The organism is Natrinema pellirubrum DSM 15624 (assembly GCF_000230735.2).
In the GTDB taxonomy this organism is placed as follows: domain Archaea; phylum Halobacteriota; class Halobacteria; order Halobacteriales; family Natrialbaceae; genus Natrinema; species Natrinema pellirubrum.
Genome location: NC_019962.1, coordinates 251982 through 265274, shown reverse-complemented (window position 1 = coordinate 265274; position 13293 = coordinate 251982). Strand labels below are relative to the sequence as shown.

17 protein-coding genes are annotated in these 13293 nt (G+C 66.0%); 9 read left to right on the top strand and 8 right to left on the bottom strand.

The window, feature by feature from the left end; all coding sequences use genetic code 11:
• Positions 1 to 93: 93 nt before the first annotated feature.
• Positions 94 to 1164, bottom strand: a complete 1071-nt coding sequence (locus tag NATPE_RS01325) for a hypothetical protein (protein WP_006180414.1) — start codon at positions 1162 to 1164, stop codon at positions 94 to 96.
• Between the two features lie 6 nt (positions 1165 to 1170).
• Positions 1171 to 1386 carry a DUF4177 domain-containing protein gene (locus tag NATPE_RS01320; protein WP_006180416.1) on the bottom strand — a complete coding sequence of 72 codons (216 nt, stop codon included), beginning with the start codon at positions 1384 to 1386 and terminating at the stop codon, positions 1171 to 1173.
• Positions 1387 to 1512: 126 nt separating this feature from the next.
• Between NATPE_RS01320 and pdxT the strand changes: the two genes are divergently transcribed.
• From pdxT to NATPE_RS01300, 4 genes are all read left to right on the top strand, one after another.
• Positions 1513 to 2130 (top strand): pyridoxal 5'-phosphate synthase glutaminase subunit PdxT, encoded by a 618-nt coding sequence (gene pdxT, locus NATPE_RS01315; protein ID WP_006180417.1) that lies wholly within the window; start codon positions 1513 to 1515, stop codon positions 2128 to 2130.
• 119 nt (positions 2131 to 2249) lie between these two features.
• A complete protein-coding gene (locus NATPE_RS01310; protein ID WP_015298668.1) occupies positions 2250 to 2717 on the top strand; it encodes a bifunctional nuclease family protein in 468 nt (155 codons plus the stop codon).
• Entirely contained in the window at positions 2718 to 3002 is a 285-nt protein-coding gene (gene hisE, locus NATPE_RS01305) for a phosphoribosyl-ATP diphosphatase (RefSeq protein WP_006180421.1), read from the top strand.
• 102 nt (positions 3003 to 3104) lie between these two features.
• Complete coding sequence (locus NATPE_RS01300) at positions 3105 to 3455, top strand: four-helix bundle copper-binding protein (protein WP_006180423.1); 351 nt, start codon at positions 3105 to 3107, stop codon at positions 3453 to 3455.
• Positions 3456 to 3480: 25 nt separating this feature from the next.
• Here NATPE_RS01300 and NATPE_RS01295 read toward each other — a convergent pair whose 3' ends face one another.
• On the bottom strand, positions 3481 to 3852 hold the full coding sequence (locus NATPE_RS01295; RefSeq protein ID WP_006180424.1) for a DUF5518 domain-containing protein: 372 nt from the start codon (positions 3850 to 3852) through the stop codon (positions 3481 to 3483).
• An 82-nt stretch (positions 3853 to 3934) separates the two neighbouring features.
• On the opposite strand from NATPE_RS01295, the gene NATPE_RS01290 reads away from it, so the two are divergent.
• Positions 3935 to 4921: an NOG1 family protein gene (locus NATPE_RS01290; RefSeq protein WP_006180425.1), complete on the top strand. Its 987-nt coding sequence runs from the start codon at positions 3935 to 3937 to the stop codon at positions 4919 to 4921.
• Between the two features lie 113 nt (positions 4922 to 5034).
• Here the strand turns inward: NATPE_RS01290 and NATPE_RS01285 are convergent, their stop codons facing one another.
• Together NATPE_RS01285 and NATPE_RS01280 are read right to left on the bottom strand one after the other, a co-directional pair.
• Entirely contained in the window at positions 5035 to 5256 is a 222-nt protein-coding gene (locus NATPE_RS01285; RefSeq protein WP_006180426.1) for a hypothetical protein, read from the bottom strand.
• Between the two features lie 75 nt (positions 5257 to 5331).
• On the bottom strand, positions 5332 to 6633 hold the full coding sequence (locus NATPE_RS01280; protein WP_006180427.1) for a TIGR00341 family protein: 1302 nt from the start codon (positions 6631 to 6633) through the stop codon (positions 5332 to 5334).
• Between the two features lie 127 nt (positions 6634 to 6760).
• Between NATPE_RS01280 and NATPE_RS01275 the strand changes: the two genes are divergently transcribed.
• Both NATPE_RS01275 and engB read left to right on the top strand, forming a co-directional pair.
• Entirely contained in the window at positions 6761 to 7234 is a 474-nt protein-coding gene (locus NATPE_RS01275) for a hypothetical protein (RefSeq protein ID WP_015298667.1), read from the top strand.
• An 87-nt stretch (positions 7235 to 7321) separates the two neighbouring features.
• Complete coding sequence (gene engB / locus NATPE_RS01270; protein ID WP_015298666.1) at positions 7322 to 7945, top strand: GTP-binding protein EngB; 624 nt, start codon at positions 7322 to 7324, stop codon at positions 7943 to 7945.
• Between the two features lie 270 nt (positions 7946 to 8215).
• On the opposite strand, the gene ddh is transcribed toward engB, so the two are convergent.
• Together ddh and NATPE_RS01260 are read right to left on the bottom strand one after the other, a co-directional pair.
• A complete protein-coding gene (ddh, locus tag NATPE_RS01265) occupies positions 8216 to 9145 on the bottom strand; it encodes a D-2-hydroxyacid dehydrogenase (protein WP_006180431.1) in 930 nt (309 codons plus the stop codon).
• A 112-nt stretch (positions 9146 to 9257) separates the two neighbouring features.
• Positions 9258 to 10607 (bottom strand): IS200/IS605 family transposon protein TnpB, encoded by a 1350-nt coding sequence (locus NATPE_RS01260; RefSeq protein ID WP_006180432.1) that lies wholly within the window; start codon positions 10605 to 10607, stop codon positions 9258 to 9260.
• A gap of 85 nt (positions 10608 to 10692) precedes the next feature.
• Between NATPE_RS01260 and NATPE_RS20910 the strand changes: the two genes are divergently transcribed.
• On the top strand, positions 10693 to 10926 hold the full coding sequence (locus NATPE_RS20910; RefSeq protein ID WP_006180433.1) for a winged helix-turn-helix transcriptional regulator: 234 nt from the start codon (positions 10693 to 10695) through the stop codon (positions 10924 to 10926).
• Between the two features lie 191 nt (positions 10927 to 11117).
• Here the strand turns inward: NATPE_RS20910 and NATPE_RS01255 are convergent, their stop codons facing one another.
• Complete coding sequence (locus NATPE_RS01255; protein WP_006180434.1) at positions 11118 to 12530, bottom strand: NUDIX domain-containing protein; 1413 nt, start codon at positions 12528 to 12530, stop codon at positions 11118 to 11120.
• Positions 12531 to 12686: 156 nt separating this feature from the next.
• On the opposite strand from NATPE_RS01255, the gene NATPE_RS01250 reads away from it, so the two are divergent.
• Entirely contained in the window at positions 12687 to 13265 is a 579-nt protein-coding gene (locus tag NATPE_RS01250; RefSeq protein WP_006180435.1) for a metallophosphoesterase family protein, read from the top strand.
• The last annotated feature ends 28 nt before the right edge of the window (positions 13266 to 13293 follow it).

Here is a 13293-nt window from a genome sequence, read left to right as displayed (position 1 = left end):
CTTTCACCACCGCCTCGAGTAGCCGCAGCGTCGCCGGAACCCCTCGCGGATGGGACGCGATCGGCCACGCTGGGCTCGGCAGCCGAACGATCGCTACCGCTGGGAGTCGCGGAGGATCAGCGGTTCGATGGCGAGCGTTCGCTTGGCGACGGTCACGATTCGGATGACGTAGGCCGCGAACAGCAGAAACGGCACGAGCGTCACCGTAAACGCCGCACCGATCGCCCACGTGACGTTCGCCACGCCGAGCGTTCTCCCGGGGAACGTGCCCGCGTCGACGACGGTAAGCATGACGCCGGCGACGACCAGCGCCGGAACCGCCGCGTAGAGGATCATCTGTGAGAGCGTGACGAGTTCCCACTCGAAATACAGCGTCTTGACGTGTTCTCGCGCCGGCCCGAACAGGCTGAGCGACGTCTTCAGGTCCTCCAGATCGGACAGCGATTCGTCGCTCAGGCTGTCTTCGAACTCGTTTGCGATCCGTTCGACCTGAAAGATCTTCCAGCCGTAGTTGAAGTTCAACGCGGCGGAGAGGACGTCGAAGCCCCCGAACGTCGCGCCCTCGAGCTGATCGATGACCAGTTCGGCGTTGCCCACGAGGCTGTCGGTGAACTCGTCGACCTCCGCGCGGAGCCGGTCGTCGTCGGTGTCGGCGACACCGTCGCGAAGCGTCTTCGCCCGCAGTTCGGCCACGAAGACGAGCTGGCGGAGGAACTCCGACGGATCCGCCGGACTGGGCGACCCGATGAGTTCCTCGGTGTAATCGCGGAAGTCCATCGCGTTCTCCATCCGGTCGCGCTGGTCGCCGAGCGGACCGTTCTCCTGGGAGAGGACCAGCTGGCCGATGGTGACGACGAGCGTGGTACCGGTGATGATCGCCCCGATCATCGTCGAGAACATCGTCTCGATCGTGTCGCCGGTCTGTAGCTGTGGGTACAGAGGCGACGGCGTGAGGGTGACGAACACCACGAACGAGACGAACACGCCAAGTGCCAGGACGGCGGTCACCTGCAGCCGAGAGGCACTGAGCAGGAGCCAGAGTTTGAGCCGACTTTCGCCGGCGCGTTCGCGCATCGTGTTCGCCGTCGCGATGTCGGAGTCGCCGGCCGTCTCGACGTCGGCGTCGCCGGCCGTTCCGCTTTCGGCGTCATCGGTGCCGGTCACGGCGAGTCACCCGTCATCGGCACCGGTAGTCGTCTCGGCGGGGCGTTTGAATACCAGATACTTGGTCCCGCCACCCGTGTAGTCGATCGTCTCGACGAGTTCCCAGCCGTCAGCGCCATACTCGTTCAGCGCCGCTTGCGGGTCCTCGGCCTCCTTTTTCGTTTCGCCGCGGGACGGCCTGAGCGTCCTGTACTCCCATCGGCGCGCGTCGGATCGGCTCATCTCCGGTTCGTCACACGTGTCCGAGGGCAGTAAGGATGGGGCAGGCATGTCACGATCGGTCGAAGCGGACGCCGCGGCCGAGTCGGTGGCGCGACGTTTTTGACTTCCCCCTCCGTAGCCGCGGCCATGTCACTGACTGCGGGCGTCGTCGCGGTCCAGGGCGACGTCGAGGAACACGCGGCCGCCATCGAACGCACTGCGCGGGCCCACGACCGTGAGGTCACCGTCCACGAGATCCGCGAGTCGGGGCTCGTCCCCGACTGCGACCTGCTGGCGATGCCCGGCGGCGAATCGACCACGATATCGCGGCTGATCCGTGACGAGGGAATCGCCCCCGAAATTCGGGACCACGTCGCCGCCGGCAAACCGCTGCTGGCGACCTGTGCCGGCCTGATCGTCGCCTCGAGCGACCCGAACGACGACCGGGTCGATCAGCTCGGCCTGCTCGACGTGAGCGTCGAGCGCAACGCCTTCGGCCGCCAGAAGGACAGCTTCGAAGCGCCCCTCGAGGTCGCGGGACTCGCGGAGCCGTATCCGGCGGTATTCATCCGCGCGCCGGCCATCGATTCGGTCGGCGACGCCGAGGTCTTGGCCTCGTGGAACGACCGGCCGGTCGCCGTGCGACAGGGGCCGGTCGTCGGTACCGCGTTCCATCCGGAACTGACCCCCGACAGCCGGATTCACGGCCTCGCGTTCTTCGAGAACGAGGCCGCAAGGGTGCCGGGAATCGAGGAGGCACAGTAGCCGTCCGGGTCGCGGTGGCGCTCGCGTCCGGTGTCGCCCGTTTCGGCCGCCGTTGACGGTCCCGCGTGCATGCATTCGCGACCGGACCTGTTTTCTCCCTCCTACCCGAGGGTAGGGGTATGCAGGCATCCATCGACGCGGTTCGGGTCGCGGGGACCCCGGAGGGACCGGTCCCGGTCGTCGTCCTTACCGTCGAGGGCGAAGACGACGTCGTCCCGATCTTCATCGGGTTCAGCGAGGCGACCAGCATCGCCCGCGGGCTCGAGGCCGAGGATATCGGACGGCCCCTAACCCACGACCTCCTGCTCGATGTCATGGAGGAACTGGGTAGCCGAATCGACCGCGTCGTCGTCACCGAGATCGAACAACGCGAGAGCGGGCAGGGCGGAACCTACATCGCCGACCTCCACCTCGAGACGCCACGGGGAGAGACGGTCGTCGACGCCCGGCCGAGCGACTCGCTTGCGCTTGCCGCCCGGACCGACGCCGGCATCGAGATCACCGAGGACGTGTTCGCGGACAGCCGAGACGACAGGGAGAAGTTCGCCGACCTCGAAGACATCCGTAACGTGTCGGGTGAGATGTAGATGGAGGAGACGATCGAGGAGCTGTTCGCCGTGATCGAGGACCGGAAGGAAACGCTGCCCGAGGACTCCTACACCGCCTCGCTGTTCACCCACGAGAAAGGTGAGAACGCGGTCCTGGAGAAACTCGGCGAGGAGACGACCGAACTCGTCCTCGCGGCCAAGGACGACGACCGCGAGGAGATCGCCCACGAGAGCGCCGATATCGTCTATCATCTGCTGGTCCTGCTGGCGATGAACGACATGGAACTGGCGGACCTCGAGGCGGAACTCGAGGCGCGTCGCTGATCACGTGGCGTCGGAGCCGACGACCGACGCTAGTCGCAGCCGGCGGCCGACTTGCAGTCGCCGAACACAAATTCATCCATCCGCGTGGCGTCCGTCCCGGTGATGGCGCTTCAACAACTCCGAAACGCGCACTCGGACGATCAGATGCAGGAGTGTATCGACAACTGCCTCGAGGCCGCGCAGGTCTGTGAGTGGTGTGCCGACGCCTGTGCGGGCGAGGGTGAGGACATGGCCCGCTGTATCCGACTCTGTCGGGACGTGGCCGATATCGCCTCGCTGCACGCACGCTTTATGGCCCGCAACTCCGGCTACCACGGGGAACTGGGCGAGATCTGTGCGGACCTCTGCGAGGAGTGTGCCGAGGAGTGCAAGCAGCACGACCACGACCACTGTCAGGCCTGTGCGGAGATCTTGCCAAAATGTGCCGAGAGCTGCCGGGAGATGGCTGCCTGAGGGGGACTCGAGACAGCTTTTTTTATCAGTCGCTGACCGCCGCGCCGACGATCCCCGCGATCGCGCTCTCGATGGCCATTACGAGCGAGACGGCGACGGCGAGCGCGAAGATCCCGACCCCAGCGGCCCCCGAGATCGCGCCGCCGACGGGGCCAAGCGCCAGCCCGGCCAGACCGACGGCGACGCCGATCAACAGGCCGCCGATGATTCCGCCCAGCGAGCCGGCGAGCAGACCGTGCCAGAAGCCACGTCCCAGCCCGCCGCCGGCCATGTAGCCGGCGACGAACCCGCCGGCCAGCCCCGCGACGATCTGGCCGATCCCGGGGACCACGAGGCCGACGATTCCCACCACCGTCACGACGAGGAAGCCGACGAACACCGCGCGCCAATCTGTCATGGCTCCCCGTAGGCAGGCGGCAGGGATAAGCTGACGGCGGCCAACGGACGCCCTTTTATGGTCGCGGCTCCTACCGCTTCCCATGATTTTCGAAGACCTTCCGACGACGCCCACGTCGGAAGAGTTGATCGACAAGGCGTTCTCGCGGGCGGCACGGGCCGGCAAGGCCAAGGGCGGCCTCGAGGCCCAGCAGTCGATGCTCCAGACGGCGGCGAACATCATCTCGGACAACCTCGAGAACGTGGTGACGGCGTGGCCGGACTTCGAGTACGACGCCCACCCGTTCTACTACGAGCTGGCGGACGCGATCGTCGACGTCGACCGGCTCCGACAGGCGCTGTCGGAAGTAATGTGGGCCAGCCGGAAGGCCCGCGAGATCCACGAGGAGTACCAGCCGCGGCTGCGCAAGACCGACGTGGACACCGCGCGCAAGCACCGCAAGCAGGCCTTCGCCCGCTTGGCCGACATCGTCGAGCAGGTCGAGGACCACCTGCTCTACATCAACGAGTCGCGCAACGACCTGCGGGACCTGCCCGAGATCAACCCCGACGAGCCGACGATCGTCGTCGCCGGCTACCCCAACGTCGGCAAGTCCTCGTTCGTCAACGGCGTCACCAGCGCCCGGGGCGAGACCGCCTCCTACCCGTTCACGACGAAGGGGATCGGCGTCGGCCACTTCGAACGGGACCACATCCGCTACCAGATCGTCGACACGCCCGGGCTGCTCGACCGGCCGCCGGAGGAACGCAACGAGATCGAGTCCCAGGCGGTCAGCGCCATCGAACACCTCGCGGACTGCATGCTCGTCATGCTCGATCCCTCGGGGGAGTGTGGCTACCCGATCGGCTCGCAGCTCGAGTTACGGGACGCGATCGCGGCCCGGTTCGACGAGATCCCCGTCCTCACGGTCGCGAACAAGGTCGACCGGCAGGCGGTCTGGAACGAGTCGCTCGAGAACCTCGACGCCGACTACACCATGAGCGTCGAGACCGGCGACGACGTCGAGACGGTCCTCGATGCCGCCGTCGCGGCGATCGACTACGAGCCCGAACTGCCGTTCGACGGATAACGCGGGGACCGATCTTCGACTGCACGTCCCTCGACTCGGTGAGCCGTGAGCGAACGGCTCGCTCGAGAACGGACCCGTCGTGACGGCGGTCGCGGCGTCGCCGCGGACCCCGGTCACGAGCAGCCGGGTTCGTCGGGCGACCACTCGCAGGCGTCGCCCGCCGTCAGGTCGTTCTCCTCGATGTGTGCCGAGAGACAGGCGTAGTGACAGAAGTGAGTCGGCGAGCCGCAGTCGTCGGTGCAGTCGCGGACGCAGATCGGATCGTGATCGAAGATCCGCGAGCCACAGTAGGTACACTCCTCGTTCGCGTCCGGCGTCGCGGCGGTCGTGGGCATAGTCGCGCTACGAGGGCGAGTACCGAAAGGATTTCCAGCACTCGAACTCGCCAGCGGTTCCCGCCTCGCCGCCCGTCAGCCGGCTCCCCGTTCGGTGACTTCGACGTACCTGACTTCGACGGCGACCGAGCCGTCGGCGTGGTCGTTGATCCGCTCGTGGAGGGTATCGGCCAGTGCGGGCGCGGACTCGCCAGGTGGCCCGCCGATGGTGACGATCACCCGTTCTGGGTTCCGGAACGGGTAATTATCGTCCATCACGACTTCGAACTCGAGCAGCTGATAGTCCTCGTATTGCTCCTGGGAGAGGACTCTCTCGACCTCGTCGCGAGCGTCCTGTTCGAAGTTCCCTGACTCGTAGGAGGCGTAGGTGATACCGCCGAGAAAGACGGCGAAAACGAGGACGATGACGACGAGCCCGGCGATCCGCTTACGGAGGCGCTGTTCGGTCTCGCCGAGCGAGAACAGGCTCTCCGGACGGTAGCCGGCGTACCACAGCGTCACCAGCCCGGCGAGATTGACCGACAGCAGATTGACCAACACCAGCACCGTCGCGCCGATCGCCGACGTCGGCTGCCCCCACGCGATGGCGATACCCGCGACGCCGGCCGGCGGGATCAACGCCGCCGCGATCATGACGCCGACCAGCGCGACCGCAGTCCCCGTCGCGATGCTGACGACCCCCGCGACGCCGGCCCCGAGCGCGATCGCCAGCGACAGCAGGTCCGGCGCGAGCCGCTCGGAGATCTCCCCGACGCTCGAGAGGACGAGGTCCGGCGGGACGATGTTCAGCGACCGGACGACCAACGCGAAGATCGCCGCAGCCACGATCGCGACGACGACGCCGATGATCTGATAGGTGACGCTCTCGACGAACATGTCCTCGTCGTCGATTACCGTCCCGACGCTCGCGCCGAGTGCCGGCCCGATCAGGGGGGCGATCACCATCGAGCCGACGACGACCGCCGGCGAATCGAGCAAGAGCCCGGCGGTCGCGACGACGGCACTGATGACCGTCATCACCACGTAGACGGGAAAGCTCGGCGTCAGATCGTCGGCTTCGGCCTGCAGTTCCTGCCGGGAGATGCGGTCCGAACCGACATCGCCGTTCTCGTACTCGTCGCGGAGCGCCTGAAACCGCCGCGAGACGACCGTCTCGGCGTCGACGACGACGGTGTAGGCGTCCTCCTCGATCCCTGCGTCCTGAATCTCGTCCAACACCGGCTCGACGGCCGCATCCGGCAGCGGGAAGTACGTGACTCCCGTATACGACCGGCTGCTGGTCTCGTCGGTCACGACGTAGTCGATCCCCCGCTCGTCGAGGATCGAGAGGATCGTCTCCCGCTTGCCCGTCGGGATCGTCAACTGTACGAGCCGCACAGCAGGCCCTGACGAACCCCGGGCCCATAACTCCGGGGCATTCCGCCCCATCCCGTCGGTCGGATCGACTCGAGCGACGGCCAGCTCACCGCAAAAGGTTATTGTAGGACAGCCAACAATCCCCGGTATGAAGCGCCGGATGGCCCTCCCGCTGGGCATCGTCATGCTCGGGCTTGTCAGTGTATACGTTGCCGCGTTCGGTCCGCGCGTGTTCACCGGACCGCTCGCCGGGGCCCTCCTGGCCGGCTTCGTCCTCTCGGCGGTTCTCATGATCGTCGGCGGCCTCGTCGACTCAATACCGGTCGGCGACCGACCCGTCCCGTGGAACGTCGTCATCGGCGTCGGCGACGTCCTCCTGGCGGCCGTCGTCACGCTGTCGGCGGTCCGATCCGCCCTCGTCGACGGCGATACGGCGTCGTGGATCTTCGCCGCGGCGATGCTGGCCGGCGGCACGTCGATGGCCTGGTTCGGCGTCCAGACCGCCCGCGACAGTCGCCACGTCGACCTCAAGGCGACGCCCTCGAGTCGCCGACTCGTCGCGATCGCCGCCCTCGTCGCCGTCTCGTTCGGAATCGGGGCGTTCGTTGCGACGAGCGTGTAGTCTCGACCATTGCGCCTCGGATGGGTTCCGAGAGCGGCCGGGCCCAGTTACAACGCCTATAAACGTCACACCGGCCTACAGATGGCCATGATCGAGTTCGATACGCGACCGAACCGGGACGCCGAGGTGGCCCTCGTCGGTCGTTCGAACGTGGGCAAGTCCACGCTCATGCGCGAACTGACCGGCCACAGCTTCGACACCGGCGGCAAACCCGGCGTCACCCGCTCGCCCAACCACTACGACTGGGCCCCCGAGGACTTCGTCATCACCGACCTCCCCGGCTTCGGCTTCATGAGCGGCGTCGACGAGGACCTCCGCGAGGAGATCAAGACCGAGATCGTCCACTACTTAGAGGACTACGCCGACAACATCCTCGTTGCCGTCCTCGTCGTCGACGGCAAGAGCGTCATCGACATCATCGACCGCCACTCCGGCCCCGACGAGATCCCCTACGACGTCGAGATGTTTCACTTCCTGCGGGACCTCGATATCCCCACCGTCGTCGCCGTCAACAAGATGGACAAGGTCGACGACGAGGACGAGCGCCTCGATGCCCTCTGTGACCGGCTCGGCCTCTACCCGCCGTGGAAACAGTGGCAAGACACCATCGCCCCCATCAGTGCCAAGAAGGGCCAGCTCGAGCCGCTCAACGACGCCGTCCGGAGCCAGCTCCACGAGCAACAGCGGGACGACCTGTTCAAGTTTTTCTGACCAACCTTTTGCTCTGCGTGCGGTCGCTTCGCGACCGCACTCGGCAAAACGTTGATGAAAAGCACTCCTCCTTCCGTTCGTTCCTTTCAGTCACTCACATCAGTCGTCGGCCCGCTCGCTCACCCTTCGGGTTCGCTCACGGAGGGTATCGGGTAAGCGCCTGCCCTCCCCCGAGTTGCACGACTCTCGTGATACTCGAGTCGTGCGCCCGGCCACCGCACGGCACCTTCACTCACATGAGGATCACACCGCCTCGAGCCGGTCCCGCGATCAGACCACGCGGTTGTGGAATTCCTCGCCAGTCTCGAGCCGATCGACGTTCTCGCGGACGATGTCGCCGGTGTCCCGGAAATAGTCGCGGGTATAGGCCGCACAGTGGGGCGAGACGATCACCTCGTCCATCCCCCACAGCGGTGAGTCCTCGGGCAGGGGCTCCTCCTCGAAGACGTCCAGCGCTGCGCCGGCGAGGGCATCTGCCTCGAGCGCGTCGATCAAGGCCGGTTCGTCGACGACCGACCCGCGGGCCACGTTCACGAAATAGGCGTCGTCACGCATGGCCTCGAACGCCGCGGCGTCGAAGAGGTGGTGCGTTTCGTCGGTCAGCGGGACGGTGACGATCACGAACTCGACGTCCGCGATCGCCTCGAGCAGCCGGTCGTTGGCGTAGACCTCGCCGAAGCCGGGGACCGGATCGCCCGAGCGCCGGACCCCCCGCAGGTCCACGCCGAGGCCGCCCAGCGTCTCCGCGACGCCCGTCCCGAGGGTGCCGGTCCCGACGACGCAGGCCGTCGAACCCGGCAGGGTAAACGCCGCGTCCCACTCGGGGCGCTCCCACCGCCGTTCTTGCTGGTTGGCGACGTGGTCGTGGAGCCGTCGCGAAAACGAGAGCAGATAGCCCGCGACCGTCTCGCCGACGGTCCGATCGTGGATTCCCGTGCTGTTCGTCAGGACCACGCCCGCGTCCTCGAGCGCGTCGAACGGGAACCGATCGACCCCCGCCTGGATCGAGTGAACCCAGTCGACTTCGAGGACGGCCTCGCGATACTCGAGGGTGACGACCGCGTCGCAGGCGGTGATCCCGTCGTCGCCGATCACCGACACCGCGACCGGCAGGTCGGCGAGGTAGTCGGCCAACTCCGCCGGCGGGAAGACCTGCGCGACGGACTCGTGAATCCCGAGCCGCTCGAGTTCGAGTTCCATGGGGCGATCTACGAACGAATCCGAATTGAAGGTTTGTACCTCTCTTCAGTAAACGGGGCTCAGTTGGGTTGACTTCCACCTTACACGGTTGTGTAAGGATCCGCTGCGTGGTTCAGGCCGTTCCGGACTCACCAGCGGCAAATTTCCCGTTCCAGGTACTCCGGTTCACGGGATTCTCTTTGGTCGATCGATCCCGGCGTTGCCACCGGTGATCGTCCCACTCGAGACGAGGCACCTCTCGGTGTCCTTCCCCGGACCTGTTCTGATCCGGGGCCGCGGGCCGAGCCATCGACCCACAGTCAGTATGTTCGAAGAGGAGGTTCTCGCTTCCGACTACGTCGCTGTGCCCCTCGAAACCGCATTCACGGCACTGGAACGTATCCTTACACCGATTGATATTCTGTCCACCACACCGAGGGCACTGCGAGGACGAACCGCTTTCGTCCACCTCCCGAACGTCGATACCGTATTCTCCCTGTAACACCTCTCGGAGACGCCGTTGGAACCTGCCGTACGCCCAGAACAGATGCACTTTTTCATTCACCCGGGCACACCAGTGTGAGGAGAAGGCACCGAGATCACCCACGATTACGGAACTGACGTTACGATCTCGTAACCACTCTCGGAGATCTCGAATGAGTGCATCCTGCAAGTGATTGCGCCGATCACTACGTTGCTGATAATGCCGACGGATTCGTCGACTCGTCCACTTCTCTGGTCCAAGACGGGACTGAAGGGTCGCGATCCGCTCGGTCGTCCTGCGGAAGCGGTGAAACTGAGGGCGACCGTGGTAGAGCAGTTGGTCGCCTCGAGTCGTCGTGACGGCGACGAGGTTATTTGCACCGATGTCCAGGGCTGCGACCGCGTCGTCGTCGCTCGACACGGTAGCCAGTGATTCCCGTCGTCGGCGAGTAGCGTTTTCGACAGGTTGTCGCGCCCTGAACGAGTCAGTGTCTCTATCGTACACGAGTCCGAGACGACCTCCCTTGCCCGTCCATCGGGGGTCACCGCGTGCTTCCAGTCGTAGGCGTTCGTTGTAGCCGAGCCCGTATTTCTCCTTCAGATCGAGTCCGACCGGGATTTCTAACCGGCTGCGTTTTCCCCACTCGAGAGTGTACTGGTCGTTCCGAACGAGCGTCCGTAGTTTCCGCTGTTCGTCATCCTTCCAGTATCCGGGAGGATTCGCGTCCGATCCCTCTTCGAGGAGGCCGAAGAAGCCCCGCCACGCTTCGTCGTTCCGGCGGATGACTTGCTGAACGGCTGCAGCACCGATCGTTCCCTTGTACTTGCTTCGATACCGGCCGGTGTCACCTTGCCAGATGTCTTCGCCGGCGTAGAAGGCTTGTCGACGGCGATACGTGAGTTCGTTCCAGAGCGATGCGGACGCGTCGAGTATTTCGAAGAGCAGTATCTCGTCTCGCTCACTGAGCGGACGAATCTCGAAAGTATTGACACGCCGCATCATTTTGGAACACGTGCCCCAATAATAAATGTGTTATGGACAACCAGTTCCAGAACTTATGCCGGTCCGGACAAAACGAGACGGCATGACAGAGGGGGAGAACCCAGGCCGGCCGCGCGAGATCACTGTAGACGATGTTCTGGCAGCGTTCGGCGAGGTGAACGCTCCAGTCGCGACGGGAGCAGAACTAGCGACACAATTGAATACCTCCCGGCAAACCGTTCTCCGTCGACTCAATGAGCTACACGAAAACGAACGAGTCGAACGAAAAGAGGTCGGTGCGCGTGCCATCGTCTGGTGGCCAAGCGATAGGAAATGATACTCCGCGGAACGAGGTCTACAGATGTATCTATGGTGGTGGAACGAGGGTGGCTCAGTGAAAGATTTCATCACAAAGGGCTAAGCGGGGGTAACTTTCGTCATCGCCACCTAGCGGTCGTAGACCAGCCGTCCGCAAAAACCTCACGGACGAGGGTCCGACAACCGACCGTCACAGCGAGAACTGACTGACTACCACGCCTCGAGATCGCGTAGTTCGTCCGCGACGGCATCGATTTCGGCGGGCTCGAGTACCCCGCGCTCGGTGACGATCTCGGTCACGCAGTCGGCCGGCGTCACGTCGAAGGTCGGGTTCAGCGCGTCGATCGCGGCGTCGCCATCGTACACCGCCGACCGGTCGCCGGACTCGAGGTTGACGGCCTCGCTGGTCGAGACCTTGGCCGTGGCGGCGACGACCGACACCGGGACCCCCTCACGAGCGGCGGCGACCGCGAGCGTGCGGGTCCCGGTCTTGTTCACCACCGAGCCGTCGGGGAGGACGGTGTCGGCACCGACGACGACCCGGTCGACGTCGTCACGCGCGAGGACGGCCGCGACGGCCGCGTCGGTATGGACCGTCACGGTGCAATCGGTCGTCGCCGCCAGCCGTTCGGCGACGTCGATCCCCTCGCGGGCGGGGCGGGACTCCGCGACGAAGATCCGGGATGGCTCGCCCGTCTCGAGCGCCTCGAGGACGGTCCCCGACCGCGAGAGGGTCGCGACGCTGCCGCCGAGCCGATCGGCGGCGATCGCCGCGGTTTCGGTATCGGCTGCGAGGGTACGGTCGATGGTCGACAGCGCCGACTCGAGGACGGCCGATGCGTCCCGTCGATCGCCGTCAGCCCCGGCAGCGCCGGCCATCGCCCGGTTGACCCGGTTCCGGAGGACGGCCATCGACGGGCGGGCCTCGAGTAGTCGGCCCGCGAGTTCGGCGAGTTCGTCCCATTCGTCGGCGGGCTGGGGGCCGGATTCGCGGGTGTCCCGCTCGCCGTTCCGAGGCGACGATGTCGCCTCGCTCACGGGTTCCCCGTTCGCTCGAGGGCTCTCCGTTCCCTCGCTGCTCGCCGCCCGCTCCGCGACGAGCAGCCCCGCGCGATCGCGCAGCACCTCGAGCGCGCGCAGCGAGAGGGCAGCGGCCCCGTGTTCGTCGTCGGCCGCGATCGACCGGACCGTCGGTGCGACCCGCTCGTAGGCGGTCCACAGTTTCGGGACCGTCTCGCGGTCGTCCTCGAAGATTGCGGTCGGCGGGACCCACTCGGCGGCGTCGTGTTCCTCGCTCAACTCGACCTCGCGGGTGTTACAGTCGAACAGGTACGGGTGGACGACCCACTCGCGCTCGAGATCGGCATCCTCGAATTCGACTGGCCGTCCGGACCGAACGAACGAGATCGTCTCGCCGGGCTCGAGGCCGGTCTCCTCGCGGATCTCCGTGCGGACCTGGTCGTCGGGGTTACCCTCCGCGAACCCGGAGACGCCGCCCCACTGGCCCCGGTAGGTGCCGACGGCATCGCTGCGGCGCAAGCAAAGAACGTCACTCCGATGGCGGAGGAACGCGGTGACGACGTGAGCCGAATCGCCGCTCGTGGTGTCGGTGTCCGGGCACATACGATGGCCCACGGCGACCGGGAACGTGTCGCTTTCGAACGCGCCGTTGGGAACGCCGAGGCAGACGACCCGAAACCGGCCGTCAGCGAGCGAGACGGACGCCCCCTCGTCGTCCGCTGACGAACGCTTTTCCAGACTGCCGACGAACGCACGGCCATGACACGTATCGCGATCGTTTCCGACACCCACGTACCCACTCGAGAGCCGGAGCTTCCCGCGTGGGTCGTCACCGAGATAGCGGCCGCCGACCACACCATCCATGCCGGCGATTTCGAGTCGTTCGGGGCCTACGAGCGGATCGTCGACCGCACGGATGGCGAGCTGACTGCCGTGCTGGGGAACGTGGATCCGGCGACGCTCGACGTGCCGAAGACGGCCACGCTCGAGGTCGACGGCGTGCGGTTCGTCGTCACTCACGGCGACGGATCGTCGGGTAGCTGGCGGGAGCGAGTCGTCGAGACGGCCCGCGAGAACGCGGACGCGACGGCCGACACGAATCTCGTTGCCGTCGCCGGTCACACCCACGCGGTGGTCGACGAGACCGTCGCGTTCGACGAGTCCCGGCCGGCCGACGGGGGCCGGGCCGCCGGTCACATCCGGCTACTCAATCCGGGGAGCGCTACCGGCGCTGCACCCACGACTCACGAGACGATGTTCGTCGCGACCGTCGTTGATGGGGACGTGACCGTCGAGTTGCGAACCGGGGAGGGTGAGGGCAGCGCCACTCGAGCGTGAACTATACCCGTCTCGGGTCCCCCCGTGA